We start from the raw sequence: 24,655 nt of genomic DNA on the forward strand, positions 1-24,655 counted from the left end.
GCTCGACCAAAGACGGTACCGATGGACGTAACCTGGGGCTGGCAGCACGTTGACTTTACCCCCGACGAGCGGCGGGAGCAGGGTCCCATTACCGAAGCCGAGGCCCTGGCTGCCTACGCCGACTTTCCCTGCCAAGCCCAGCTCGACGAGCTGGCGGAGCGGCTGCGCGCGGGCCTGATTAGCAGCTGGCCGGGCCTGTGGTTTCGGCGGGGCCCGGAAACGCTGCTTTTGATCTGGCCCGACGAGTGGCGCGTCGTGCTCGACTACCGGGTAGGGGAGGAGCAGTATTTCTACGAACTGTCCCTGAGTTGGTGGGCCCATAATCTGGACCCCGAGGACCTTATTCAGATGTTGTTTGCCGGCACCTTGGCGCAGTGGCCGGGCTGGCAAAGCCCCGACCGGTTTGCTCCATTGCCGCTGCCGCCCCCGCATCAGAGTTAGTTTGCTAAATTAGCTGTTACTGCCGATTGTTGGTGGCATGGCTTGTTTTGCGGGCCGCTGCCGAGCAATTGTTGCCGAGCCGGACCATAACCAACTCCTGATTTTGGGGTACACTACCAGCATGCCGAAGCTTCTGTTCATTGCCGCCGCGGTGCTGGTTGTTGGGTTGCTGGTCGTTGTTGGCTGGCAGAAGCGCGGGCGCAAAGTGTCGTCAACCACGCAAGTCAACGCCATGAAAGCCAACCAGGACCGTTTGTACGCCGATGTTGAGTTTCTGACCGAGCTGCGGCCGGCCCGCAGCTACCGCCACCCGGTTTCCCTCAACAAGGCCGCCGATTATATCAAGGCCGAGTTCGAAAAGCTGGATTGCCGGGTCGAGGAGCAGCCGTTCAAAGTCGACGGGCAACCCTACCGCAACATCATTGCCTCGTTCGGCCCGGCCACGGCGGAGCGTATCATCGTGGGGGCGCACTACGACGTGTGCGGCGACCAGCCCGGCGCCGACGATAACGCCAGTGCCGTAGCCGGCCTGCTCGAAACGGCCCGCCTGCTGCACGCCCAAAAGCCCAACCTCACCCGCCGCATCGACTTCGTGGCCTATTCGCTGGAAGAGCCACCGTTTTTCGGGACCGAGGACATGGGCAGCGCCGTGCACGCCAAGTCCCTGCACGACCAGAACGTAGCCGTGCGGGCTATGATCTGCTACGAAATGATTGGCTACTTCAGTGATGAGCCCGGCTCCCAGCGCTTTCCCAACGAGCAGCTGGCCAAGCTCTTCCCCAACACCGGCAACTTCATTACGGTAGTGGGCAAGGAAGGGCAGGAAGCCATTGTGGCCCAGGTGCAACGGCTTATGCAGGCCCACGCCGCCCTCGATGTGCAGCGCATCAACCTACCCAGCGCCGTGGGCCTGGCCGGCCTCTCCGACCACCGCAACTACTGGCGCTACGGCTACGAGGCCCTAATGATCAACGACACGTCTTTCCTGCGCAACGCCAACTACCACCAACCCACGGACACCATCGATACGCTCGACTTCCGACGCATGGCCGAAGTCGTCAACGGGGTGCTAGGAGCTATTTTGGGCTTGTAATCGAGAGGCTTAGCTGCGCAGGGCCATCAGCCAGATGTAGGCCAGCGTGCCGCCCAGAAACGCCAGGAAAATGCCGCCTTCCGCCGGCAGGTTCAGCGCCTGGGCCAGCACGGCTACGGCACCCACGGCCGCCAAGCCCCAGCCAGCCCAGCGCGACTGTTGCCGGCGCTTGTGCTGCCACTGCCGCTGGGTACCCACCAGCGGAAATAGCAGAGCCAGGGCCACGATGCCGGCGGTGGTAAGCACGGGCAGCGCACTGAAATAGCCCGCCCCGAGCAAACCCAGGCCGCTGAGCAGCAAAGCCAGAAACTGGTTGGAGTAGCGCGTGTCTTCCTCGCTGAGGGCGTAGCGGCCGTAGCGGTTGAAGCGCAGCAGGGAGTTAAACAGCGGCTCGGCAAACCAGCTCATGTACACCAGCACCAGGTACAGCGGCAGCAGCACCGGCACCAGCCGGGAGAGTACGAACAGCCCGATAAACATGCCCTGGCGCATATTGGGGCTCATCGTCTGGGTCCAGACGGTGTAGCGGTAAAACCAGTTGTAGAGCCAAAAGCGCGACTTCAGGGCCGCTACCAGGCCTTCCCGGGCGTAGTCGGAGGTGGGGTTCAGGCGCAGGGCTTCCTGGAAATGCTTGGCGGCTTCCTTGGCCCGGCCCCGTTCCAGGGCCACCCAGCCCAGGTCGGCGTGGGTACCGGCGTCAGTCGGGTCCTGGCGCAGGGCTTCATCCAGGTTGAGGGAGGCTTCGTCGCGGCGGCCGAGGCGGGCCAGGCAGCGTGCCCGCAGCCCCAGGCAGTCCACGTGGGCGGGGTCGGCGGCCAGGCCGGCTTCGGCCGCCCGCAGGGCGGCGTGCAGCTGGCCCTGCTGGAAGCGGATCTGGCCCAGCACGTGCTGGTAGTCGGTATCCTCGGGGTTAAGGCTCAGGGCTTCCTCAATAGCCAGCAGCGCGGCCGGAATATCCTGCTGCCGCAGCTGCACGGCGCTGAGCACGTAGAAGGCAAAGGCGTTTTCGGGGTCGAGGTGGATGGCCTGCTCGGCCGTGGCCTGGGCGGCGGGCAGCTGTTCCTGAGCCATTTGGGCCAGGGCCAGCAAGCACAGCAGCGGACTGTTGTCGGGGTCGTCGCGCAGCTGGCGGCGGGCTTCCTGCTCGGCGTCGGCGGGGCGTTGGTGCTGAAGCAGGAGCTGGACGCGGCCAATATTCGAATACGAATTCATAAGGCGGTTAACGGGAGCAATACAACGGAATAGCGCGGCGGCCCGCATTGCGAACGGCCCAAAGGCACTGTTCCGCTAAAGTAAGCCCGGCGCTTACGGGCCGGGCTACTTTAGCAGTTTTATTTCGGCGAGTAACCCGGACGAGCGGCCGCCTGCGGGCCGCAAGCATCCCGGTCAGGCATAGCGGCAGCAGTTACTTCTTAATGCCCAGGTAAGTCAGGATGTCGTCGTAGTTGCCGCCCTCGTTCGAGTACAGCGCGTAGTTTTTGGCCGTGGCAAACCATTCCTTGGTGCTGGGCTTCACCTGCTTGGCGGCGGCCAGCAGGTTGCTTTGCTGCACCGGCAGCGGCTTGCCCGCCTTCATCGACTCGCGCAAGCACGCTTCCACGGCTACATCCACCACGGCCTGCAAATCGGCGCCCGAAAGGCCGGCGGTTTGGGCGGCCAGGGCCTTCAGGTTCAGGCCGGGCGCCACGGGCTTGCCGCGCAGCAGCACTTCCAGAATGGCCTCGCGGGCCGGCTCGTCGGGCGGGGTTACCAGCACAATCCGGTCGAAGCGGCCGGGGCGGCGGAAGGCGGGGTCCAGGTGCCAGGGCGCGTTGGTAGCGGCCAAGATCAGCACGCCGTCGTTGGAGTGCCGGGCCCCGTCGAGTTCCTCCAGAAACTGGTTGATGAGGGTGCGGCCGGCGCTCTGGCGCAAGTCGTGACGGTTGGCGGCCAGGGCGTCTACCTCGTCGAAAAACAGCACGCAGGGCGCCTGCACCCGGGCCAGCTCAAACAGGTCGTGGAGCTTTTTCTCGCTCTGCCCCATCCACATATCCAGAATGTCGTTGATGCCGACGTGGATAAAGGAGGCCTTCACCTCACCGGCCGTGGCCCGGGCCAGGTGGGTTTTGCCGCAGCCGGGCGGGCCGTAGAGCAGCAGTCCGCCCCCGGCGGCCTTGCCGTAGGCTTTGTACAAATCCGGAAATTGCAGCGGGTGAATGATTTTGAGGCGGATTTCCTCCTTCACCGCGTCCATGCCGCCCACGTCCTGGAAGGTGATTTTGGGCTTCTCCAAACCCGCAAACAAAGCTCGCTCATCGATGCCGTAGTCGGCCGAGACGCTGGCGGAGTAGTCGGCCGGAGCGCCCCCGCCGGCGGGCTGGGCGGCTGGGCGCAACCCCAGCTGCTCGTCCAGGGCCGGGTCGCGCAGGCTGCCGTCGAGCTGCAGGGCCTGCTGGTAGGCGGCGCGGGCCTCATCCGGGGGGCCGCCGGCGCGGGCCAGCAGCCGGGCGTGCAGCAGGTGGGCGCGGGCGTGGTCGGGATGGTCGCGCAGCAATTCTTCCAGCACGACCAGGGCGGCTGAGGTTTTCTGCAGCTCGGCGTAGGTTTCGGCCAGGCCCAGCTGCAGCTCCACGTCGTCGGGGGCCTGGCGCAGGCCGGTGCGGTAGTGCTCCTCGGCCTCGCCCAGGCGGCCCGCCTGCCGCAATAACGTGGCTACGTGCCGCCGCAAGGGCACATTTTCGGGCGAAAACGCCAGGGCGTCGAGCAAAGGTTGTAAATCGGAAGGATTGGGCAAAGCCGCCATAACGTACGCCTAAAATGGAAGCTGCAAGCTACGGCTTTTGCCTGCAAGAGGCCAAGGCCGGTGCTTCCCGGTGTGGGGCGTCATGCCTTGCCGGCGGCCCGCTTCGCGGCTTTCGTACCTTTGCCGGCCACTCCCGTTTCTCTGCTCTATGCGCATTCTCCACGTCTTGTCCGCCGATTTCTTTGCCGGTTCCGTCAGCTACGCCGTGCATCTGGCCGAGGCGCATCGGACCCAGGGCCACGAGGTAGTCATGGTATCGGATATGGCCGAGCTGCCCACCGGGGCGCTTTGCGTGCAGGCACCCATTACCAACCGCCGCCACCCCCAGCGCCTGCGCAACATTCTGCTGCTGCGCCGCCTGCTGCGCGAGCACCGGATTGAGGTGGTGCACGCTCATTCCCGGGCCGCCAGCTGGGTGGCGTATTTTGCCGTGAAAGGCACCGGTGTGCCGCTGGTGTCCACGGTGCACGGCCGCCAGCACCTGCACACCTCCACCAGCCTCTTCGATATCTACGGCGACAGGGTCATTGCCATTTGCGCCAACCTCAAGACCCACTTGGTGGAAGAGGTGAAGATGCAGGCCGAGAAAATAGTGCTCCTGCCCAACGGCGTGAGCTTTGCCAGCCAAACGCCCGAACTGGCCACCCAGGCCCGGCCCTTGCGCCTGTCCTTTATCGGGCGCTTCAACGGGGGCAAGGGCGAGCGGGCGGCCCAGCTCCTGCAGCACGTGTTTCCGGCTTTGCTCCGGGAGTTTGAGGTGTTACGGGTGGCCCTGGTGGGCGCCGAGCTGGAGCAGCTGCCCGCCGCCGGCAAAGCGGCTCTCCAGCAGTTGCAGGCCGAGTTTGGGGAGCGGGTCGAAGTCGTGGGCTTTACCAAAGATGTGGCCCAGTGGCTGCAGCAGTCGGCCCTGGTGGTAGGAGCGGGGCGGGTGGCCATTGAGGCCCTGGGCGCGGGCTGCAGCCTGCTGGCCCTGGGTGAAGCCAGCTACGCCGGCCTTGTGACGGAAGCCACCTACGAGCAGGCCGCCGCCTCCAACTTCGGCGACATTTCCGCCCGCCTCCAAGATACCACCGTCGACTACCCGCTGCTGCTCGACGACGCCCGCACGTTTCTGGCGGCGCCGTACCCGGTCGGGGCCGTCCTGCAGGCCCGGGTGCAGCGCGACTACAGCCTGCCCGCTATTGCAACCCAGGTGCTGGGCGTGTACCGCTCGGCCGTCATGAAAAAGTGGGTGCCAAGCTTCATTCCGATTTTGATGTACCACAAAATCCCGCTGGAGCCGCTGCAAACCAAGCACCGCATCTTCGTCACGTTAGCCAACTTCGAGCAGCACCTACAGTTTTTCCGGCGCAAGAATTTTACGCCCATCACCTTTCGGGATTACCTGGCTTTTGCCAACGGCGAAAAGGAGTTGAGTGAATTTCCGGCCCGGCCCATCATCCTGACTTTCGACGACGGCTACACCGACAACTACACCAACCTGCTGCCCCTGATGCAGCGCTACGGCTACCGCGGCGTCATCTACCTGCTCGGCGACGCCACGGTGCGCTACAACTTCTGGGACGTGGACGCCGACCCCACCGAGCCGCGCTGCGAGCTTATGAGCCTGGAGCAAAAGCGGACTTTCGTGGCCGCCGGCTGGGAAATTGGGGCCCACACGCTGCGCCACCCCAACCTGCCGACGCTGCCCGCCGAGCAGGCGGCCCAGGAAATAGCCCAGAGCAAGCAGCAACTGGAGCAGGAGCTCGAAACCACGGTGGTGTCCTTTGCCTACCCCTACGGCGGCCTCAACGAGCAGGTCAAGCACCTGGTGCGCGAGGCCGGCTTTGCCTTCGGCGTGGCCACCGACACGGGCGGCCTGCACCTGGAAGACGACCGGTTTCAAATTTTCCGCATCAATATGTTTCCTGAGGAAACGGCCAGCTCCCTGCTGAAGAAAACGGCCAGCTGGTACCGTAAGTACTACCGTTTCAAACGCAAAAAGTAGGCGTACTGCGCCCTGAGTCAATAGGTTAGTGCGAAATCAGTACTCGAAAGCGTCCCGTTTGCCGCTGGCAGACGGGACGCTTTTGCGTGAATTCTACAAAAGTCTATGCTCTGTACTAGCAGATCTGCAAAAGCAGTTGGCAATGATTTCAGCAGGGTGTAATAATTGAAAGGCGTAAAAAGGCTAACAAATGGTAGTTGTTGGAAAATGGCTTCGAAAAATACGGTGGGTATGAGTTGAAAAGAGTAGTATTTGAAAATATGACCTAAAAATTAAAGGTTATGTATAGATTTTATATGCTTGTCAGCGTAAATTGACCTTCGAACAGATAGGTAGTCATCTTCACGCCAGTATATGAGTCGTTCTACAGTCCTTCGCCCCAGCTATAGTTTACTGACGTTGGCCGGGCTCATCATCCTCAGCACCGTCGCCGCCTTCGTCGACCTGCCGCATCCTAGCGCCGTGCCCGGTAGCCTCAACGCGGCCGACATGGCCTGGATGCTGACCGCCACGGCCTTTGTGCTCATCATGACGCCGGGCCTGTCGTTTTTTTACGGCGGCATGGTGCGGCCCAAAAACGTCATTTCCACCATGCTGCAGAGCTTCGTGGCCCTGGGCGTTATTTCCCTGGTGTGGTACTTCGTGGGCTTTTCCCTGGCTTACGGTGAGTCCTGGCACGGCCTGATTGGCAACCCGCTCACCTTCGTGATGCTGCGCAACGTGGGCACGGCCCCGCATCCGTTGTTGTCGCCCAACATTCCCTTTGTGCTCTTCTTTGCGTTTCAGCTTAAGTTCGCCATCATCACCCCGGCCCTGATTACCGGCTCCTTCGCCGAGCGGGTCCGGTTTAAGGCGTATCTGGCCTTTATGGTGCTCTTTTGCATCTTCATCTATTGCCCGCTGGCCCACTGGACCTGGCACCCCGAGGGCTTTTTGCGCAAGTGGGGCGTGCTCGACTTTGCCGGGGGCACGGTGGTGCATATTTCGGCCGGTATTGCTTCCCTGGCCGCCGCCATTGTGCTCGGGCCGCGCAGCATCCACGGCCGCAAAACCTCGTTTGTAACCCCCAACGTGCCCTACGTGATTCTGGGGACCGGACTGCTGTGGTTTGGCTGGTTTGGCTTCAACGCCGGCTCGGCCCTGGGGGCCAACGAGCTGGCGGCTCTTTCCTTCGTCAATACCAACATGGCCTCGGCCGCCGCTCTGGTAGCCTGGCTGCTGATTGAGGTAGTGCGGGGCGGCAAGCCCACGGCCCTGGGCGCCTGCATCGGGGCGGTGGTGGGCCTAGTGGCCATTACGCCCGCCGCCGGCTACGTCACCTACGGCCAAAGCGTGCTGATCGGGGTGCTGGCCGCCCTCATCAGCCAAGCCGCCGTGCACTGGCAGAACAGCCGCACCAGCCTCGACGACACGCTCGACGTATTTCCCTGCCACGGCCTGGGCGGCATCGTGGGCATGCTGCTCACCGGCGTGTTTGCCGATAAGGTCGGCCTGATTCACGGCTCCATGACGACTTTCAGCTACCACGTGCTGGGTTTGGCCATCGTCATCACCTTCACTTTCGTCGGCGCCTGGGTGCTGCTCAAAGTCACCGACCTGATTTTCGGCTTGCGCGTGAAGCCCGCCCAGGAAGAGCTCGGCCTCGACCTGAGCCAGCACGAGGAGTCCACCTACCACATCGACGAGGAATTTGAGCAAACCTACCGTAAGGAGCAGGTGCGCGACGCCGTAGAGCAGCAGGTCTGATGCCGGCCGCGGCAGCAGGGCCGAAAAGAGGGTAAACCAAGAGGCCGCCGGAAACTCCGGCGGCCTCTTGGTTTGGTCGTTAAGTTACCTGCTGCTATTCCATCTTGCTCAGGAAAAAGGCGGCCAGAAAGCCCAGTACCGTTATCAGGCCGGTGAAGTTATGGGCCGTTTCGAAGGCTTCGGGTATCATCGTGTCGGCAATCATGGCCAGCACGGCCCCGGCCGCCACGGCGGTGGTAGCGGCTACCACTTCCTGCGAAAAGTGGCTGAACACGGTGTAGCCCGCCAACGACGACAGGCCCGAAATTAGGGCAATGCCCAGCCAGAGCAGGAAAACGTAGCGCGCCGAGCGGCCCGCCTTTTTCATCCCCGCCGCGCTGGACAGCCCTTCGGGCAGGTTCGACAGGAAAATGGCGACTACCGCCACCATGCTCACCGCCCCACCGGCCAGCAGGCTCAGGCCGATGACGATGCTTTCGGGAATTCCGTCGAGCAGAGCCCCGATGGCCAGGGCCATGCCGTTGTCGTCGCCGGGCTCAGTAGCTTCCTTCTGGCCGGTCTGCACCTTTTCGCGCTCTACTTTCTGGTGGTCTCCCGAGCGTTTGCGGTGCTTGGCCCCGTACCGGGCCAGCAGCCAGTTGGCCAGCGTATAGGCCGCCGCCCCGCCCACGAAGCCCAGTGCCGTCGAGTCGAGGCCGCCTTTATCGTAGGCGTCCTCCATCAACTCCAGTGATAAGGTCGAAATCAGTACGCCGCTGCCAAAGGCCATAACGGCGGCAATCAGGCGGGGGGCAATGTTGGCGTAGTAACCAATGGCGGCCCCGATTACCAGGGCGGAGCCCGAAACCAGGCCCCAGAAGCCGGCAACGGCCCAGGTTGGAAAAGTCATGTGTGGCGGATAAGGAAGCTCGGCCCTTATACGCACCGGTGGGCTGGGCGGCCTACTTGCCAACTTCGGCCGGCCGCAACCACTTGAGCCTGGGCCCCGATTATTCCCGGTACTGCGCCAGCACTGCGGGTAGGGCCGCCTCGTCCACCGTGGCCAACCGTACTTTTTTGAACGGGGCCGTGTGCCCGCTCAGCAGCTCCACGCTGGATTTGCTCACCCCAAACACCTCGGCCAGATACGCCAGCAGGCAGGCGTTGGCCTTGCCGTCCTGGGCCGGGGACTTGAGCCGCACGCTCAGGCTGCCGTCAGCGGTTACTACCAGCTGGTTCTGGCGGCTGTTGGGCTTGGCTTTGAGGTGGAGCGTAACGGGCATACGAAAGGCAAAACGAAGCCCGAAGGTACTACGCCGCCGGCAGTGGGGCCGCAGCGGGAGCCGCGGTGCCCAGACGGGCCTGCCCAAACGGGCACTGGTCGAGCACCACGCACCGCGCGCAGGCCGGACTGTGAAAGTAGCAGCACTTCTGCCCGTGAAACATCAGGGCCTCGTGGTGGTCGTACACCTGCTGGGCGTCCCAGTCGGGCGGGAGCAGGGCGGCCAGCAGCTTATGGGCCGGTCCTTCGCCCACTTTGGGACCAATCAGGCCCAGGCGCTGGGCCACGCGGTGGTGGTGGCTGTCGACGGGCATGGCCGGCAGGCGCAACGAGCTGAAGAGCAAGGTGGCCGCGCTGGTTTTGGGGCCCACTCCGGAAATGGATTCCAGCCAGGCCCGGGCCTCCGGAATGGGCTTTTCGGCCAGAAACGACAGGTCGCAGGGGCCCCCGCACCGCTCACTGATTTCGCGCAGCACGGCCTGAATCCGGGGGGCTTTCTGCTCGGGCCAGGTGCAAGGGCTGATGGCCTGCTCCACGGCCGCCGTGGGCGCGTCGCGCACTTCTTCCCAGGTCGGAAACTCGGCCCGCAGCTGCTGGTAGGCCTTGTGCGACTCCTGGTTGCGGGTGCGGTGGGAAAGTAGGGCACTGATCAGCTCACTGAGCGGATCCTTGGTGCTGAAAAACCGGAATGGGGCGCCATACTCGGCGCACAGCCGCTCGTGGGCCCGCAGGGCGCGGGCCTGGCAGGACGCAAAATCGGTACAAACGGCGGGGGTAAGTTCCACCCTTGACCTTACGCCCAGCTTGCGCGGTGGGTTGCCCTGCTGGTTTACTCCGTACCCGCGCCCCGGTTGTAGAGCGAAATGGCCTGCTTGATGTTCTGCTGCTGCTTGCTGCCCAGCACGATGGGCACGATGGCCAGCGGAATACCGGCGTAAATGAGCGGGGAAATACCCGAGCCCGATTGGCTGGGCGCCAAAGTCGAAAACAGCCCGGCGGCTACCACACCGGCCGCGGCCACGTAGCTCAGCGTGGTGAAAGTCTGGTACTTGCGGGCCTGCATCAGCAGGGCGGCGCTGCCGGGGTTGTCGGCAGTGGCAATGCTAAGGTTGCGCACGGTCAGGTCCTGAATCGGGCCGTTGTCCTTGCTGAAGTACTCGGTCTTGACGGTGCGGTATACCGGCCCGCCGTAGCCCCCGTAGCCGCCATAGCCCCCGTAACGGCCGTAGCCGAAGGGACTGTAGCCGTTGCCCGCGTACTGGGTGCTGGTCTGGGAATACAAACTCAGGCGGCCCACCCGGTCCCGGCGCAGCGTCGTCTCGCGCGAGGACTTGGGCAGCGTGGTGCGCACGTAGTGGCCGGTTTCGTCCTCGTAGAAGCTGATTTCACTCAGGTCCACGCGCCGCTGGTCGTCGAGCAGCAGGTAGGAGCGCCCGAAAATCGGCTGCTTGGTTTCCACGTCGTAGGCCCGGTATACGGTGCCATTCTTGAGGCCCACGGCAAAGCGGCTGTTTTCCGACGGGATAGGGGAGGCCTGAACCGGAGCAGTGGCCGGCTGCACCGGCTGGCTCGGTGGCGCCGAGAGCTGGGGCTGCTGGGAAAGCTGGGGTTGCTGCCGGGGCTGGCGCCGCGCCGAATCCGGTACGGTGGGCAGGCTGTTCAGCTCCCGCGGGGCAGTCTGGGCCAGCAGCGTGGTGGGAGTGGCCGCGCCCAGTGCTAGTAGCAGAAAATAAAAACGGAATGTCATGAGAAGCAGATAGTAGTCCAACGTGGCGCCGGAAGCATGTGGGTAGGATGAAGCCCCGGCTGCGCCCCAAACAGACCCGGCGAGCGGGCTGCCTACGGCGCTGCCTGAACACGGGCCGCGCCTCATCCATTCCCAAAGATGCCACGGCCGGGCTAATTAGTTGCAGGGTCGCCTTTTTTCAGCCGGCCCCGGTACGAAACAGGCCAATACCGCGGCGCTCAAAAAGCGGCAGTATTGGCCTGGTAGTAAAGGTAATAGGGCTTCGAATGACTACTTCAGCAGCTGCTCCAGCAGGCTGATACTGTCCACCATATCGGTGCCGGTTTCGAAGTCCAGAGGCTTGATAATGTAGCCGCTCACGCCCAGGTCCTGGGCCCGCACCCGGTCAATATCCATGGCCGAAGTGGTGGTGATAAACACCGGAATGTCGCTCAGGTCGGGGTGGCTGCGCAGCTCGGCTAAGAACTCGTGCCCGTTCATCTTAGGCATGTTCAGATCCAGCAGAATCACTTCCGGCCGGGGCTCAATCTGCTCCGCGCCATTGCGGCCCAGCAGCAGGTCCAGGGCCTCCAGGCCGTTGAAGGCCGTGTAGAGCTTGTGCTGGATACTGAACTTTTCAAAGGCCTTCTGCACGGTCATCGTGTCAAAAAAGTCATCCTCAACCAGTAGGACCGAACGCATAGCTCAAAACGTTAAGAGGATACTTTTGCTGGCCGAGTAGGGCGCGGGCGCAGCCGAAAAACGGTGCAAGCTAGCACCTAGATTGCTTTTTCGGTAACCGAAACCTTGGGCCAGGTGAAAATAAACGCCGTGCCCTGCCCCGGCTCCGAGCTGACCCGGATGCTGCCCTTCTGCTCGTCCAGAATCTTCTTGACAATGCTGAGCCCGATACCCGTGCTTTCGGCCGTGTTCCGGTCCCGCAGGGTCTGGAAAATCAGGAAGATCTTCTCGTGGTACTCCGGCGCAATGCCCGGCCCGTCGTCGGCCACGGTAAACTCGTACTCCTTTTTGGCCTCGGTGCAGCTGATGGTAATGGTGCCCTGCCCCCGGTGGTGGTACTTCACCGCGTTGCTCAGCAGGTTGGTGAACACCTGCTGCAGGCTCAGCCGGTCGGTGACCAGCACGGGCAGCTCACCGGCAATATTTACCTCAAACGTGGGCGGCACCACCAGCTCCCGCACTTCCTCCACCAGCTCGAGCACCGCTACTTCCTCCAGCTTCTGCTCGGTGCGTCCGATGCGGGCGTAGGCCAGCAGGCCGTTGATGAGGTCTTCCAGGCGCGTCAGGCGGCCTTTCATCATGCCCAGGTACTGATGCATCTGGTCCGAAAGCTCGGCCTTGAGCTCGTCCTCAATCCACTTTACCACCGTCATTACCCCGCGTAGGGGCGCTTTTAGGTCGTGGGACGTCACGTAGGCAAACTGGTCGAGCTCCCGGTTGCGGTTCTGCAGGGCGCTAAAGGTGTCGTCCAGGGTTTGGGTCATGCGGTTGAGCGAGGTGGCCAAGTTGCCCAGACTGTCCTTTTCCTTGTCTTTGATCTTGACTTTGTAGTCGCCCTGCACGACTTGGTTGGCCAGGTTTTCGATGATTTGAATGCGCTGGTTGGTGGCCTGGTTGATGGCGGCCAGCTCCTGCTGCAGCCGCTCGTTGGCCGCTATTTCCCGGGATATTTTCTGAAACAGCCACAGGGTCATCAGAATGGCAATGGTGGCCGAGACGATGATGGTAATGGGGGCAATGGTTTCGAACACGTTTTGCTGGCGGTTGCGCTCGGCCAGCAGGGCCAGCTCGTTGGCCTTAATGTCTTCAAACAAGCCGAAAATGGCCCGCATCGTTTGCCGGCCGGTGTCCAGAATCGTCTGGGTGGTGGAGCTGGTAATCGAACGGTCCCGGTTGAGCAGCAGGCGCATGTTGCTGAATTTGCGGTCGACCAGCTGCCGCATCGAGTCCACGCGGGCGGCCTGCCGGGGGTTGTCGGCCATCATGCGGGTGAGGCGCGCAAAGCCCTGCTCTACTTCCCCCTGCGACGTTTCGTAGGTCTGCAGGTAGGAAGTATCGGCCGTGAGCAGAAAGCCCCGCACCCGCGACTCGGCGTCGCGCACCCGGGAGGTGAGCTGCTCGGCCTCCTGAATTACGCGGTAGGTATGCTCCACCTGCCGGGTTTGCACGGCCAGCTGCCGGATGCTCAGAAATGAGGCCACCGCCGTGAGCAGCAGCACGCCGGCCGCCACGGCAAAGCCCAGCAGGATTTTGGTGTTCAGGTTGAGTTGCATAGGCTACAAACCTACGGGCTTCGGGGCAGATGCCCTAGCCACTGGCGTCGACCAGAAAATTCAGAATCTATTCTGGAATCTATGACCAGCACTTTGCAGAATAGATGACCGCTTCGGGAGCCGCCCAGCAAGTCACACCGCCGCCGGGTGCTTACCTTCGCGGCAGTCCTTGCCCGCTTTAGCCTATGCCCGCCCTCGACCCGATAACCAGTCCCCAGAATCCGCGCATCAAAAACCTGCTGCGCCTGCAGCAAAAAGCCTCCGAGCGGCGCGAGCAGCAACTCACCATCATCGAAGGTCACCGGGAGCTGACCATTGCCCACCAGGCCGGCATCGAGATTCGCAGCCTGTTTGTGTGCCCCGAGCTGGCCGGCGAGGTGCGGCAGCAGGAGCTGCAAGCCACGTTGGGCGCCCAGGTTGAGTGGTTTGCCGTGTCCAAGGCCGTCTTTGAGCGGGTGGCCTACCGGGAAGGGTCCGACGGAATCCTGGCCCTGGCCCGGCCCCCGCAGCGCCGCCTGAGCACCCTGGAGCTGCCCGCTAACCCGCTGCTGCTGATTCTGGAAGCCGTGGAAAAGCCCGGCAACCTGGGCGCCGTGCTGCGCACCGCCGATGCCGCCCGCGTCGACGCCGTCATCGTCTGCGACCCGCGCACCGACCTCTACAACCCCAACGCCATCCGCTCCAGCATCGGCTGCATCTTCACCGTGCCCACGGTGGCCTCCACCCGGGAAGAAGTGCTGGCCTGGTGCCGGGAAAAGGGAATTCAAACCTACGCCGCGGCCCTCACGCCCACGGCTCAGCCTTATACGGAGTATGATTTCCGCGGCCCCACGGCCTTCGTGATGGGCACCGAAGCCGACGGCCTGACCCCCGAGCTGCGCGAGGCCTGCACCCATACCATCATCATTCCCATGCGCGGCTACATCGACTCGCTCAACGTGAGCATCGCCACTGCCGTGCTTACCTTCGAGGCCGTGCGTCAGCGGCAGTAGCCGCTCTGGCTCCCACAACCACAACAAGGGTTAGAATAGACGGGAGAAATCCGACTGCCGCCCTCCTTTCGTACGGTAGGCAGCCCGGCGGACTATTGCATTTTCGGAAGGCCGACCACTTCCCGCAGAATCGAAAAAAAAGAAACTGCGGAGGGTAAGCTAAACATTATCAGTACCGCCGGGTTTGCATCAAACACTTCCCATCTTTTCAATTCTATTGCCCTTTTCATGAAGCAATTCCTCTACTCCCTCGTGCTGCTGGCCGGCTTGGTTTCGGCTACGGCCTGCTCCAAAGATGACGACGATACGGCTGCGGCCCCCGCGCCCCTGACGGTTTCGGGCACGCTCAGCGGCGCCCAGGAAGTTCCGGCCGTGACGTCTTCGGGTACCGGCACGGTTTCGGGTACCTACAATAAAACCACCAAGGAGCTCAAGTACACCGTCACGTTCTCGGGTATTACGCCCACCGTCGGCCACTTCCACATCGGGGCTCCCGGCACCACGGGCCCGGTTACGCTGCCCTTCGGCTTCAACAACAGCACCAACAACGGCTTCGTGTCGCCCATCACCGGCACGGTTACGCTCAGCAACGAGCAGGCCGCGGCTTTGCTGGAAAATAAGCTCTACGCCAACCTGCACAGCGCGGCGGCTCCCAGCGGCGAAATCCGGGCCGACGTTACGGCCAAGTAGTATTGCGTAGCCGGCATACGCCCGGCTCTGCTTGGTTAAAAAAAAGGTCTGGAGTTGCTCCAGACCTTTTTTTGTGCGCGGCCGGCAGCCCATCCATTCCGCCGAATAGCCGTAGCAGGGAAAAGCACTTTCTTGAGCTTTATCAGCTATGGCCGCAGAACACCGTCGATTCGAAATTCAAGGGCGCGTGCAGGGCGTATTTTTCCGCCAGAGCACCCGCGCCGAAGCCCAGCGCCTGGGCCTGACCGGCTACGCCCGCAACAACGCCGACGGGACCGTCACCATCGAGGCTGAAGGCACTCCGGACGCCTTGGCTGCTCTGGAGGCCTGGTGCCACCAAGGCCCGCCCGCCGCCCGCGTCGATAGGGTAGAGGTGAGCCGCGGCGGAGCCGTCCAGGGCTTTGCCGACTTCAGCATTGCCCGCTAGGTCACCTGTATCGGGCTGCTGCCGCTCAGATGCGGCGCAGCTCCCGTACCCACACGTCCAGCGTATCGGCCGCGTGGAGCAGGGGCGGCCCCGCCGGCGTTGGCAGCCCGTGGCTTTCCACCACCGTCGACTCCCACTCGCTGAGCGTGGCCTCACGCAAGCTCCAGGGTTCATGATAGAGCTGCCCCCGCCAGAGCGTACGGCTGCCAACGGCGCGGCGCAAATCGGGCCCCGCCGTGTAAAGATGATACCGCTCGGTCAGGAAGTAAGCCAGGGTGCCCGGCGAGGCCTTGGGCAGGGCCGCGCCCGGCGTCCAGTTGGCCCGGAAGCTGGCCGGTGCTGCCCCCCGGTGCGTGCGCTGCGCCACGGCCCGGAGCGTGCCGCTGGTTTCGGCCAGGCTCATGCGGGCGTGCAGGTAGGGCAAATGAAACAGCGTGCGGGCCGCCCACACGCCCAGACTCAAGGTGGCATCCAACGACAAAAACCAGACGCCCGGGACGCCGTCCAGGGTAGCGTAGGTGCGCACGTTCAGCTCGTGCAGATGATTCAGCCCGGGCACGGCCGGCAGCCCCAGCGGCCGGATGTGGCTCATCGTAAACGGCACCACACCCAGCCAGGCTTGGCCCTCAAACAAATCCAGCGTTAGCCGGGCCGGCAGGTAGGGTCGCAGCAGTTCCGGAGCCACCGGCCAGTGTGCAAACAGCAGCTGACTCCAGCGCTGCCGCATTAGCGGCCAGCCGGTAGGAGGGGAAAGAGAGGGTTCGAACGACATCAGAGAAACAAGCTAAGCAGCTCTACAACAAACCAAGGCCGTTAAGTAGCTGCCCGCCGCGCCACTAAAACAAAAAAGGGAGGCAGCCGGTGGCTGCCTCCCTTTTGCTTAACTAACTAGAAAACTAGTCGACTTTCTTGGCCGAGCGCAGACGCTCGTTTTCGTCGAGCAGGATTTTGCGCATCCGCACCGACTTCGGCGTTACTTCCAGGTATTCATCCTTCTGGATGTATTCCATGGCTTCTTCCAGCGAGAACTGACGCTTGGGCACGATTTTCACGTTTTCGTCCGAGCCCGAAGCGCGCATGTTCGTCAGCTTCTTGCCTTTCTGGATGTTGATGGTCAAATCGTTGGGGCGGGTGTGCTCACCGATAACCTGGCCGGCGTACACTTCCTCACCCGGGTCCACGAAGAACTCGCCGCGGTCCTGCATCTTGTCGATGGTGTACGCGGTGCCGGCACCGGTGTCCATCGAAATCAGCGAACCGGAGATACGGCCGGGAATTACGCCTTTGTAGGGCTCGTAGGCCGAGAAGCGGTGGTTCATGATGGCCTCACCGGCGGTGGCGGTCAGCACGTTGTTGCGCAGGCCAATCAGGCCGCGGGCCGGAATGTTGAACTCCAGGTGCTGCAGGTCGCCCTTGGGCTCCATGATGGTCAGCTCGCCTTTGCGCATCGTCACCAGCTCGATAACCTTACCGGCAGTTTCCTCCGGCACGTCGACCACGAGGTGCTCGATGGGCTCCAGACGGTTGCCGTTCTCGTCCTCGCGGAACAGAACCTGGGGCTGACCAACCTGCAGCTCGAAGCCTTCGCGGCGCATGGTTTCAATCAGGACTGACAAGTGCAGAATACCGCGGCCGTACACGAGGAACGTGTCTTCCTTATCGGTTTCCTTCACGCGCAGGGCCAGGTTTTTCTCGGTTTCCTTGAACAGCCGGTCCCGCAGGTGGCGCGAGGTCACAAACTTGCCTTCTTTACCAAAGAACGGCGAGTTGTTGATCGTGAACAGCATGTTCATCGTCGGCTCGTCGATGCTGATAACGGCTAGGCCCTCGGGGTTCTCGGCGTCGGCGAGGGTGTCGCCGATGTCGAAGCCTTCGATGCCGGTTACGGCGCAGATTTCGCCGGAGCTAACTTCGGAAACCTTGTTTTTGCCCAGGCCTTCGAAAACCTGCAGCTCTTTGATTTTTACTTTCTTGATGGTGCCGTCACGCTTCACCAGGCTCATGTTGGCGCCTTCACGCAGCGTACCGCGGTGCACGCGGCCGATGGCGATACGCCCTACGAACGAGGAGTAGTCGAGCGAAGTAACCTGCATCTGGGGCGTACCGTCCAGGGTCGGAGCCGGGGGAATAGAGGCTACTACCGCGTCGAGCAGCGGGATGATGCTGTCGGTTTTTACTTTCCAGTCGGTGCTCATCCAGCCCTGCTTCGAGGAGCCGTACAGGGTCACGAAGTCCAGCTGGTCTTCGTTGGCGCCCAGGTTGAACATCAGGTCGAATACCTGCTCGTGCACCTCGTCGGGCCGGCAGTTTTCCTTGTCGACTTTGTTTACCACCACGATGGGCTTCAGGCCCAGGTCAATGGCTTTGCCCAGTACGAAACGAGTCTGGGGCATGGCACCTTCGAAGGCATCGACGAGCAGCAATACGCCGTCGGCCATCTTCAGTACCCGCTCCACCTCGCCGCCGAAGTCGGCGTGACCGGGGGTGTCGATGATGTTGATTTTAACGTCCTTATAGCGGACGGATACGTTCTTGGATACGATGGTGATACCCCGCTCGCGCTCCAGATCGTTGTTGTCGAGGATCAGGTCGTCGAACTGCTGGTGCTCGTCGAACAGCTTCGAGGCGTGAATGATCTTGTCCACGAGCGTCGTTTTGCCGTGGTCAACGTGCGCAATGATTGCGATATTCCGAATGTTCTGCATACAGATGGTTTTGCGGGTGCAAAGGTACGCATTTCTAATCGTAAAAGTCCGAGTTATCAAAATGTTAGCTGATTCAGGCTGAAAGGCACGGCCTTATCTAAACCGAACCGAAGCTCCGCCGCGTATGTTTCTGGTAGGAGCGGCGGCCTTGAGGGTGCTGTTCTTGCTGTGTTCACCTTCTTCCTTTACTCATGCGCACCTCCTTTCTGGTCCTGCTTCTTTCTTCCCTGACGCTGGGCTCGGCCTGCTCCCAAAAACGTCAGAATCTGGCCGCCGAGAAGCCCCAGGCACCTACCCGGCCCACGTCTGCGGCCAAAGCCTACCCCAAGGCCCAGCCCGTAAGTCACCGGCCCGACGAGTTTCCGGTGCGCAAGACCGACGCCCAGTGGAAAGCCCAGCTGACCCCGGCCCAGTACTTCATTCTGCGCCAGCAGGGCACCGAGCAGGCCTTCAATAATAAATACTTCGACAACCACGAAAAAGGTTCTTACTACTGCGCCGCCGACCACAACCTGCTCTTCACCTCCGACACCAAGTTTGAGAGCGGCACGGGCTGGCCCAGCTTCTGGGCCCCGGCCACCGACAGCAGCCTGAAAGTAACGGCCGACGACTCCCACGGCATGAGTCGCGACGAGCTGGTGTGCGCCAAGTGCGGCGGCCACCTGGGTCACGTCTTCGACGACGGCCCCAAGCCCACCGGCCAGCGCTACTGCATGGACTCCGACGGAATGGTTTTTGAAAAGGCCAAGTAAAAGTGCCCGATATTTGTAGTGCCAGGCAGCCCGCTGACTCGTTCGGCGGGCTGCTATGTTATCCGGCCCGGCTGACTTCTTGCCCGGCAGGCCCCGCCTTTTGTTTCGCTTTTAACTGCGTACTTATGACCACCGTCGATCCAATTCACACCTTGCAGCAGCAGCTGTCTTCCACCCGGGAGCAGTTGGTGGCCCACAACGTGTACCAAGGCATTCAGAGCCTCGACGACCTGCGCGTGTTCATGCAGCACCACGTCTTTGCCGTCTGGGACTTTATGTCGCTGCTCAAAAGCCTGCAGCGCGACCTGACCTGCGTGACGGTACCCTGGGTGCCGCGCGGTAATCCCGCTACCCGCCGGTTGATCAACGAAATCGTGCTGGAAGAAGAAACCGACGTGGATCAGCACGGCCGCCCCGTCAGCCACTTCGAGCTCTACATGCGCGCCATGGACGAGTGTGGGGCCGACACCCAGCCCATCCGTAAGCTGCTCGACGCGCTGTCGGTGGGGGAGTCGGTGGAAATGGCCCTGCTGCACGCGGGCGTGCCCTACGCCGTGCAGCAGTTCGTGCTCAGCACCTTCAACGTCATCAACTCGGGTAAGTCGCACGCGGTGGCCGCGGCCTTTACCTTCGGCCGCGAGGACGTGATTCCCGACATGTTTCGTCACCTGGTGGCTGATTTAAGCCAGCGCTTTCCCGGCCAGCTCGAAACGTTCATTTACTACCTCAACCGCCACATTCAGCTCGACGAGGAAGTGCACACGCCCCTGGCCGAGCAGATGGTGCGCGAGCTGTGCGGCAGCACCGAGCAAAGCTGGGAAGAGTGCCGCGAAGTAGCTACCCGCTGCATGCAGGCCCGGGTGGCGCTGTGGGACGGAATCCGGCAGGCCATGAGCTCCGTCGTACCAGTTTCGACGGTAAGCTAACTTCCGGGTCTTGCTGCGCGTTGTAGAAGGGCAGCTCACAGCCGGGCTGCCCTAACCTTGTCGTCATGTCATATCAATTTTTAGCCGCGGCCGGCCGCTTTTGCCTGGTGGCGGGGGCCGCGTGGCTTACCGCCTGCACGGCCAGCCAGGAAAGCAGCGCCGAAGTAGACCGGGCTCCGTTGCCGGCCACCATTCGCACCGATGCCGACCGGCAGGCGGTCTACAACAGCAACGCCGGCTACGGCGGCTCGGCCCCGGATGCTACCCCGGGCCGGGTCGATATCCGGGAGCAGGCCGCCCGCTCCAATGGTCGGCAGCGGGTGGAAAACGTCAATACCAACGACCCCAACAATACCACCACCGAAACCCGCCTGCGCCGCCTCGACGGTGCCCCCGTGGATACCGTGCGCCGCCTGCCCTAAACCACACCGGGCCGGCTCTCCCGCAGGAAAACCGGCCCGGTAACAGCAAATTAGTAGGGCAGCCTTAGCTGGCGGCGTTTTCGCCGTTGGCCTCGGCGTTGGCGTTGGGAGTGGCCGGCGAGGCCGGACGCTTCCGGTCCCGGCGCGGGGCGCTGCCATTGCTGGCCGCCCGGCTGGGGCGGACCGCCGCCGGCGCGGCACTGGGGCGGGGCTTGCTGGTGCTGGCCACCGACCGGTTGCGCGGGGCGGCCGGCTTGGCGGGAGCCTTACTGGCGGTATCGGCTGTCGAAATACTGTCGGAAGCGGCTACTGAGGCTTTGCCATCGTAGTGCCGCGCGATGGTGTGCAGGGCTTCTTTAAAGAGCTGCTCCGTATCCACGTCTAGGCGCTTGGTGGCGTCTTTGACCACTTCCTTGAGCTTGGCTTTTGTTTCTTTGCGGATGCGGTCCACCACTTCCTTCATGCGCAGGTCCAGCTCCTTCTGCAGTTGCTTAGCAGCGGCCTTCAGAGTCTTTTTCTGACTGGCTTGCTTCTCGGGACGCTTGTCGACCAGGCTACTGGAGGCGCGGGCGGTAGCTTTGTCGGCTTTGCGCTGCGCTTTTTGTGCTGGATCCTTTTTAGCCTTTTTCTCGGGCTGATCCGAAGCAGACTTTTTCATGGGGCAAAGGGGAATAAGAGTAAGAAGCTGACACAAATGCAGCGTTTTGCAACGTCGCCGTTCAGCTCAAATATAGATGTATTTACCTGTTGGGCTATGTTAAGGTTTTAACCCGACCTTAATACTTTCAAATCCTCGTTTCTTTGCACTCCCGCAAGCGAATAGCCCCCGTGGGCCGCCGCTTTTTTACTCACTGAACCTTCGCTTTTTTCTTTGCATATGTCTCTTGATCCTCAGCGCTATACCGTCACGGCGGCCCTGCCCTACGCCAATGGTCCCGTGCACATCGGGCACTTGGCCGGCGTGTATCTGCCGGCGGATATCTACGTTCGTTACCTGCGCGCCGCCGGCCGCGACGTCAAGTTTATCTGCGGCTCCGACGAGCACGGCGTCCCGATTACCATCCGGGCCCAGAAAGAGGGCGTTACGCCCCAGCAGGTCGTGGATAAATACCACGCCATCATCCGCGACTCTTTCGCCGAGTTCGGCGTCTCGTTCGATATCTATTCGCGCACTTCCTCCAAAACCCACAGCGAAGTAGCCAGCGGCTTTTTCAAAAAGCTCTACGAGGAAGGCAAGTTCATCGAACAGACCTCCCAGCAGTACTACGACGAGAAAGCCGAGCAATTCCTGGCCGACCGCTACATCGTGGGCACCTGCCCCAACTGCGGCAACGAAAACGCCTACGGCGACCAGTGCGAGAAGTGCGGCTCTTCGCTGAGCCCCACCGAGCTGATTTCACCCCGCTCCATGCTCAGCGGCAACCAGCCCGTGCTGCGCGAAACCAAGCACTGGTATCTGCCCCTCGACCAGTACGAACCCTGGTTGCGCGAGTGGATTGTGGAAGGCCACAAAGCCGACTGGAAAACCAACGTCTACGGGCAGTGCAAATCCTGGATTGACCAAGGCCTGCAGCCCCGCGCCGTAACGCGCGACCTGGACTGGGGCGTGCCCGTGCCGGTGGAAGGTGCCGAAGGTAAGGTGCTCTACGTGTGGTTCGACGCGCCCATTGGCTACATCTCGGCCACCAAAGATCTGCTGCCCGACACCTGGGAAACCTACTGGAAAGACAGCGGCAGCAAGCTGGTGCACTTCATTGGCAAGGACAACATCGTGTTCCACTGCATCATCTTCCCGGCGATGCTCAAGGCCCACGGCGACTATATCCTGCCCGACAACGTGCCGGCCAACGAGTTCCTGAACCTGGAAGGCGACAAAATCAGCACCTCCCGCAACTGGGCCGTGTGGCTGCACGAGTATTTGCTTGATTTCCCTGGTAAAGCCGATGTGCTGCGCTACGCCCTCTGCGCCAACGCCCCCGAAACCAAGGACAACGACTTCACCTGGAAGGATTTTCAGGCTCGCAACAACAACGAGCTGGTGGCCAACCTGGGCAACTTCGTGAACCGGGCCGTGGTGCTGACGCACAAGTTTTTCGCCGGCAAAGTGCCCACCATCGGCGGCGACCTACAGCCCATCGACCTGGAAGCCCTGGCCCAGCTGGCCGAATTTCCGCAGCGCATCGGGGAGCTGATTGACAACTACCGTTTCCGCGACGCGCTGGCGGAGCTGATGAACCTAACCCGCGTTGGCAATAAGTATCTGGCCGAAACCGAACCCTGGAAGCTGATCAAAACCGACGAGGCCCGCACCGGCACCGTGCTGCACGTGGCCCTGCAGATTGCCGCCGGCCTGGTGACGCTCATGGAGCCTTTCCTGCCCGCTTCAGCCGAGAAATTGGGCGAGATGCTGCGGGTAGAAAAAGGCAGCTGGCAAACGGCCGGCCGCCCCAATACGCTACAGGCCGGCCACGAAATCGGCGCTGCCGCCCTGCTCTTCGACAAGATTGAGGACGCCACCGTGGAGGCCCAGGTGCAGAAGCTGCTCGATACCAAAAAAGCCAACGAACTGGCCAACGCCGTAGCTGCCCCCGCCAAGGAAGACGTGAGCTTCGACGATTTCAGCCGCATGGATCTGCGCGTGGGCACGGTGGTAGCCGCCGAAAAAGTGGCCAAAACCAAAAAGCTGCTCAAGCTCACCGTGGATACCGGCCTCGACCAGCGCACCATCGTTAGCGGCATTGCCGAGCACTTTATCCCCGAAGCCCTAATTGGGCAGCAGGTCTTGGTGCTGCTGAACCTGGCGCCGCGCGAAATCAAAGGCATCCAGAGCCAGGGCATGCTGCTGCTGGCCGAAAACGCCGACGGTGCCCTGCAACTCATGCAGCCCGGCCAGCACGTACGCCCCGGCAGCCACGTAGCGTAAAGCAAACCACGTCACGGCAAGACGTTAGCCGAAGCCATTAGGCCCCGGAAACGTGCCGACTGAGTGTTCTAAATCGAAAAGCCCCTTACTACAGCGTGTAGTAAGGGGCTTTCTGCTAAAAGGGAATTAGTTACTTGCAGAGGACGGATTGCTTTGGCCTTCGGCCTCCGGTCTCACAATGACACATTTAGCCCATTACCCACATTCGCACATTTTATCGAGTGTTTACCACGTTCATCGTGCGTTCCAAACCGATGGTGGCGAAGGAGAGGATAGCCTCGGCAGCCTTTTCGACGTGCAGGGGCAGGTCGATTTTTTCGTCGGCTGAAAACGGGTTCAGCACGTAATCCACTTGCCGGCCTTTGGGGAAGTTAGCATCCACGCCGAAGCGCAGGCGGGCGTATTCGTCGGTGCCGAGGGTTTCCTGAATGTGCTTCAGGCCGTTGTGTCCGCCGGCCGAGCCCTTGCCTTTCAGCCGCAGCTTGCCGTAGGGCAGGGCCAGATCGTCGGTTACCACGACCATGTTTTCCTTCGGAATCTTCTCGCTCGTCAGGTAGTGCAGGGCCGCTTTGCCGCTCAGGTTCATGTAGGTCGTGGGCTTCACCAAAACTAGCGTTTTGCCCTTATGCTTGATTTCGGTGACGAAGGCGTGGCGCTTAAGCTCAAATTTGGCGTCGTGTTTGGCGGCCAAAAAGTCGGCCACCATAAAGCCGATGTTGTGGCGGGTGTCGGCATATTCGGGCCCAATGTTGCCCAGGGCCATAACGAGAAACTTCATAAGGCGAAATACGGGGTTTTAACGCAAGAAATCCTGCCCCGCCGAAGCGGGACAGGATTTCCATGGGTTTCCGCAACGCGGAGAGATATTAACGGTCGCCGGCCATCTGGCCTTTCAGGGCACGTGGGATGGTTACGGTAGCAATGGGGGCCGCACCGTTGGTCAGGATGGTATAGCCCTGGGCTTCTACCTTGCTTACCTTGATGGACTTGCCCAGCTCGAGGTCCGAGATGTTCACTTCTACGTAGTCGGGCAGGTTTTCGGGCAGAGCCTTCACCTTCAGCTTACGCAGCTTGCTCACCAGCTTACCACCGGCCAGTACGCCGGGCGAAACGCCGACGAACTTCACGGGAATTTCCATCTTCACTTCCTTGCCGGGCTGCAGCAACAGGAAGTCAACGTGCAGCAGCATTTCGTTCACGGGGTGGAACTGAGCGTCCTGCACGATGGCGCGGTATACGGTGCCCTCTACGTTCACGTCAACAACGTGTACGTCGGGGGTGTACAGCAATTCGCGGAAGAGGATGGCCGGAGCCGAGAAGTGCACCTGCTCGTTGCCACCGTACAATACGCACGGAACATACGAGTCAAGACGCAGTGCTTTCGCATCCTTCTTACCGAGATTCGCTCTTTTAAACCCTACAATCTCGAGGCTTTTCATAAGCTTGTGTTTTTGAGAAAAAGAAAAGTGTGTTTTCCCGGCCAAGCTG

At 61.8% G+C, this 24,655-nt stretch carries 24 protein-coding genes; 11 read left to right on the plus strand and 13 right to left on the minus strand.

The genetic code is table 11. The features are described from left to right. The first annotated feature begins 21 nt into the window (after positions 1 to 21). Both CLV45_RS01465 and CLV45_RS01470 read left to right on the plus strand, forming a co-directional pair. Positions 22 to 441, plus strand: a complete 420-nt coding sequence (locus CLV45_RS01465; protein ID WP_100334626.1) for a hypothetical protein — start codon at positions 22 to 24, stop codon at positions 439 to 441. A 121-nt stretch (positions 442 to 562) separates the two neighbouring features. After that, the gene (locus CLV45_RS01470; RefSeq protein WP_245882534.1) at positions 563 to 1,534 is read left to right on the plus strand and encodes a M28 family peptidase; all 972 of its coding nucleotides are present in this window, start codon (positions 563 to 565) and stop codon (positions 1,532 to 1,534) included. Between the two features lie 9 nt (positions 1,535 to 1,543). Here CLV45_RS01470 and CLV45_RS01475 read toward each other — a convergent pair whose 3' ends face one another. After that, positions 1,544 to 2,746: a tetratricopeptide repeat protein gene (locus tag CLV45_RS01475; RefSeq protein WP_157807225.1), complete on the minus strand. Its 1,203-nt coding sequence runs from the start codon at positions 2,744 to 2,746 to the stop codon at positions 1,544 to 1,546. A 193-nt stretch (positions 2,747 to 2,939) separates the two neighbouring features. Further along, the gene (locus CLV45_RS01480; protein ID WP_100334628.1) at positions 2,940 to 4,316 is read right to left on the minus strand and encodes an ATP-binding protein; all 1,377 of its coding nucleotides are present in this window, start codon (positions 4,314 to 4,316) and stop codon (positions 2,940 to 2,942) included. A 148-nt stretch (positions 4,317 to 4,464) separates the two neighbouring features. Between CLV45_RS01480 and CLV45_RS01485 the strand changes: the two genes are divergently transcribed. Both CLV45_RS01485 and CLV45_RS01490 read left to right on the plus strand, forming a co-directional pair. Then, positions 4,465 to 6,303, plus strand: coding sequence for a polysaccharide deacetylase family protein (locus tag CLV45_RS01485; RefSeq protein ID WP_170061796.1), 1,839 nt, complete (start codon positions 4,465 to 4,467; stop codon positions 6,301 to 6,303). A 354-nt stretch (positions 6,304 to 6,657) separates the two neighbouring features. Then, the gene (locus tag CLV45_RS01490; RefSeq protein ID WP_100334630.1) at positions 6,658 to 8,049 is read left to right on the plus strand and encodes an ammonium transporter; all 1,392 of its coding nucleotides are present in this window, start codon (positions 6,658 to 6,660) and stop codon (positions 8,047 to 8,049) included. A 94-nt stretch (positions 8,050 to 8,143) separates the two neighbouring features. Here CLV45_RS01490 and CLV45_RS01495 read toward each other — a convergent pair whose 3' ends face one another. The 6 genes from CLV45_RS01495 to CLV45_RS01520 form a co-directional block, all read right to left on the minus strand. Continuing rightward, positions 8,144 to 8,938, minus strand: coding sequence for a ZIP family metal transporter (locus CLV45_RS01495; RefSeq protein WP_100334631.1), 795 nt, complete (start codon positions 8,936 to 8,938; stop codon positions 8,144 to 8,146). A 100-nt stretch (positions 8,939 to 9,038) separates the two neighbouring features. After that, positions 9,039 to 9,311, minus strand: coding sequence for a DUF167 domain-containing protein (locus tag CLV45_RS01500; protein WP_100334632.1), 273 nt, complete (start codon positions 9,309 to 9,311; stop codon positions 9,039 to 9,041). Between the two features lie 28 nt (positions 9,312 to 9,339). Beyond that, positions 9,340 to 10,095 carry an endonuclease III domain-containing protein gene (locus CLV45_RS01505; protein ID WP_100334633.1) on the minus strand — a complete coding sequence of 252 codons (756 nt, stop codon included), beginning with the start codon at positions 10,093 to 10,095 and terminating at the stop codon, positions 9,340 to 9,342. 44 nt (positions 10,096 to 10,139) lie between these two features. Further along, positions 10,140 to 11,057, minus strand: coding sequence for a hypothetical protein (locus tag CLV45_RS01510; protein WP_100334634.1), 918 nt, complete (start codon positions 11,055 to 11,057; stop codon positions 10,140 to 10,142). A 270-nt stretch (positions 11,058 to 11,327) separates the two neighbouring features. After that, positions 11,328 to 11,738, minus strand: a complete 411-nt coding sequence (locus CLV45_RS01515) for a response regulator (RefSeq protein ID WP_100334635.1) — start codon at positions 11,736 to 11,738, stop codon at positions 11,328 to 11,330. Between the two features lie 77 nt (positions 11,739 to 11,815). Beyond that, the gene (locus CLV45_RS01520) at positions 11,816 to 13,330 is read right to left on the minus strand and encodes a sensor histidine kinase (RefSeq protein ID WP_100334636.1); all 1,515 of its coding nucleotides are present in this window, start codon (positions 13,328 to 13,330) and stop codon (positions 11,816 to 11,818) included. Positions 13,331 to 13,515: 185 nt separating this feature from the next. Here CLV45_RS01520 and CLV45_RS01525 point away from each other — a divergent pair, with 185 nt between their 5' ends. The 3 genes from CLV45_RS01525 to CLV45_RS01535 all read left to right on the plus strand — a co-directional run bounded on the left by CLV45_RS01525 (position 13,516) and on the right by CLV45_RS01535 (position 15,439). Then, a complete protein-coding gene (locus tag CLV45_RS01525; RefSeq protein WP_100334637.1) occupies positions 13,516 to 14,322 on the plus strand; it encodes a TrmH family RNA methyltransferase in 807 nt (268 codons plus the stop codon). Positions 14,323 to 14,550: 228 nt separating this feature from the next. Then, positions 14,551 to 15,012, plus strand: coding sequence for a CHRD domain-containing protein (locus CLV45_RS01530; protein WP_100334638.1), 462 nt, complete (start codon positions 14,551 to 14,553; stop codon positions 15,010 to 15,012). Between the two features lie 148 nt (positions 15,013 to 15,160). Further along, complete coding sequence (locus tag CLV45_RS01535; RefSeq protein WP_100334639.1) at positions 15,161 to 15,439, plus strand: acylphosphatase; 279 nt, start codon at positions 15,161 to 15,163, stop codon at positions 15,437 to 15,439. Between the two features lie 25 nt (positions 15,440 to 15,464). On the opposite strand, the gene CLV45_RS01540 is transcribed toward CLV45_RS01535, so the two are convergent. Together CLV45_RS01540 and typA are read right to left on the minus strand one after the other, a co-directional pair. After that, positions 15,465 to 16,211 (minus strand): YqjF family protein, encoded by a 747-nt coding sequence (locus CLV45_RS01540; protein ID WP_100334640.1) that lies wholly within the window; start codon positions 16,209 to 16,211, stop codon positions 15,465 to 15,467. A 124-nt stretch (positions 16,212 to 16,335) separates the two neighbouring features. Further along, complete coding sequence (gene typA / locus CLV45_RS01545; protein WP_100334641.1) at positions 16,336 to 18,144, minus strand: translational GTPase TypA; 1,809 nt, start codon at positions 18,142 to 18,144, stop codon at positions 16,336 to 16,338. 191 nt (positions 18,145 to 18,335) lie between these two features. Between typA and msrB the strand changes: the two genes are divergently transcribed. From msrB to CLV45_RS01560, 3 genes are all read left to right on the plus strand, one after another. Further along, a complete protein-coding gene (gene msrB, locus CLV45_RS01550) occupies positions 18,336 to 18,896 on the plus strand; it encodes a peptide-methionine (R)-S-oxide reductase MsrB (protein WP_100334642.1) in 561 nt (186 codons plus the stop codon). Between the two features lie 125 nt (positions 18,897 to 19,021). Continuing rightward, complete coding sequence (locus CLV45_RS01555) at positions 19,022 to 19,822, plus strand: DUF3050 domain-containing protein (protein ID WP_100334643.1); 801 nt, start codon at positions 19,022 to 19,024, stop codon at positions 19,820 to 19,822. A gap of 65 nt (positions 19,823 to 19,887) precedes the next feature. Beyond that, a complete protein-coding gene (locus CLV45_RS01560) occupies positions 19,888 to 20,244 on the plus strand; it encodes a hypothetical protein (protein ID WP_100334644.1) in 357 nt (118 codons plus the stop codon). Between the two features lie 64 nt (positions 20,245 to 20,308). On the opposite strand, the gene CLV45_RS01565 is transcribed toward CLV45_RS01560, so the two are convergent. Continuing rightward, positions 20,309 to 20,902 carry a hypothetical protein gene (locus tag CLV45_RS01565; RefSeq protein ID WP_100334645.1) on the minus strand — a complete coding sequence of 198 codons (594 nt, stop codon included), beginning with the start codon at positions 20,900 to 20,902 and terminating at the stop codon, positions 20,309 to 20,311. 219 nt (positions 20,903 to 21,121) lie between these two features. Between CLV45_RS01565 and metG the strand changes: the two genes are divergently transcribed. Next, positions 21,122 to 23,167 (plus strand): methionine--tRNA ligase, encoded by a 2,046-nt coding sequence (metG, locus tag CLV45_RS01570; RefSeq protein WP_100334646.1) that lies wholly within the window; start codon positions 21,122 to 21,124, stop codon positions 23,165 to 23,167. Between the two features lie 214 nt (positions 23,168 to 23,381). On the opposite strand, the gene pth is transcribed toward metG, so the two are convergent. Together pth and CLV45_RS01580 are read right to left on the minus strand one after the other, a co-directional pair. Next, entirely contained in the window at positions 23,382 to 23,945 is a 564-nt protein-coding gene (pth, locus tag CLV45_RS01575; protein ID WP_100334647.1) for an aminoacyl-tRNA hydrolase, read from the minus strand. An 88-nt stretch (positions 23,946 to 24,033) separates the two neighbouring features. Then, on the minus strand, positions 24,034 to 24,606 hold the full coding sequence (locus tag CLV45_RS01580; protein ID WP_100334648.1) for a 50S ribosomal protein L25/general stress protein Ctc: 573 nt from the start codon (positions 24,604 to 24,606) through the stop codon (positions 24,034 to 24,036). Positions 24,607 to 24,655: the final 49 nt, after the last annotated feature.

Source organism: Hymenobacter chitinivorans DSM 11115, from assembly GCF_002797555.1.
GTDB classification, from domain to species: Bacteria; Bacteroidota; Bacteroidia; order Cytophagales; family Hymenobacteraceae; genus Hymenobacter; species Hymenobacter chitinivorans.

Bases quoted from the DNA above. Each gene is read 5' to 3' on its own strand.
- CLV45_RS01515 (WP_100334635.1), bottom strand. From the start codon at position 11,738: ATGCGTTCGGTCCTACTGGTTGAGGATGACTTTTTTGACACGATGACC.
- CLV45_RS01500 (WP_100334632.1), bottom strand. From the start codon at position 9,311: ATGCCCGTTACGCTCCACCTCAAAGCCAAGCCCAACAGCCGCCAGAAC.
- msrB (WP_100334642.1), top strand. From the start codon at position 18,336: ATGCGCACCTCCTTTCTGGTCCTGCTTCTTTCTTCCCTGACGCTGGGC.
- CLV45_RS01525 (WP_100334637.1), top strand. From the start codon at position 13,516: ATGCCCGCCCTCGACCCGATAACCAGTCCCCAGAATCCGCGCATCAAA.
- CLV45_RS01510 (WP_100334634.1), bottom strand. From the start codon at position 11,057: ATGACATTCCGTTTTTATTTTCTGCTACTAGCACTGGGCGCGGCCACT.
- CLV45_RS01530 (WP_100334638.1), top strand. From the start codon at position 14,551: ATGAAGCAATTCCTCTACTCCCTCGTGCTGCTGGCCGGCTTGGTTTCG.
- CLV45_RS01495 (WP_100334631.1), bottom strand. From the start codon at position 8,938: ATGACTTTTCCAACCTGGGCCGTTGCCGGCTTCTGGGGCCTGGTTTCG.
- CLV45_RS01565 (WP_100334645.1), bottom strand. From the start codon at position 20,902: ATGAAAAAGTCTGCTTCGGATCAGCCCGAGAAAAAGGCTAAAAAGGAT.
- CLV45_RS01475 (WP_157807225.1), bottom strand. From the start codon at position 2,746: ATGAATTCGTATTCGAATATTGGCCGCGTCCAGCTCCTGCTTCAGCAC.
- CLV45_RS01540 (WP_100334640.1), bottom strand. From the start codon at position 16,211: ATGTCGTTCGAACCCTCTCTTTCCCCTCCTACCGGCTGGCCGCTAATG.
- typA (WP_100334641.1), bottom strand. From the start codon at position 18,144: ATGCAGAACATTCGGAATATCGCAATCATTGCGCACGTTGACCACGGC.
- CLV45_RS01520 (WP_100334636.1), bottom strand. From the start codon at position 13,330: ATGCAACTCAACCTGAACACCAAAATCCTGCTGGGCTTTGCCGTGGCG.
- CLV45_RS01580 (WP_100334648.1), bottom strand. From the start codon at position 24,606: ATGAAAAGCCTCGAGATTGTAGGGTTTAAAAGAGCGAATCTCGGTAAG.
- pth (WP_100334647.1), bottom strand. From the start codon at position 23,945: ATGAAGTTTCTCGTTATGGCCCTGGGCAACATTGGGCCCGAATATGCC.
- CLV45_RS01560 (WP_100334644.1), top strand. From the start codon at position 19,888: ATGTCATATCAATTTTTAGCCGCGGCCGGCCGCTTTTGCCTGGTGGCG.
- CLV45_RS01470 (WP_245882534.1), top strand. From the start codon at position 563: ATGCCGAAGCTTCTGTTCATTGCCGCCGCGGTGCTGGTTGTTGGGTTG.
- CLV45_RS01465 (WP_100334626.1), top strand. From the start codon at position 22: ATGGACGTAACCTGGGGCTGGCAGCACGTTGACTTTACCCCCGACGAG.
- CLV45_RS01535 (WP_100334639.1), top strand. From the start codon at position 15,161: ATGGCCGCAGAACACCGTCGATTCGAAATTCAAGGGCGCGTGCAGGGC.
- metG (WP_100334646.1), top strand. From the start codon at position 21,122: ATGTCTCTTGATCCTCAGCGCTATACCGTCACGGCGGCCCTGCCCTAC.
- CLV45_RS01485 (WP_170061796.1), top strand. From the start codon at position 4,465: ATGCGCATTCTCCACGTCTTGTCCGCCGATTTCTTTGCCGGTTCCGTC.
- CLV45_RS01480 (WP_100334628.1), bottom strand. From the start codon at position 4,316: ATGGCGGCTTTGCCCAATCCTTCCGATTTACAACCTTTGCTCGACGCC.
- CLV45_RS01490 (WP_100334630.1), top strand. From the start codon at position 6,658: ATGAGTCGTTCTACAGTCCTTCGCCCCAGCTATAGTTTACTGACGTTG.
- CLV45_RS01555 (WP_100334643.1), top strand. From the start codon at position 19,022: ATGACCACCGTCGATCCAATTCACACCTTGCAGCAGCAGCTGTCTTCC.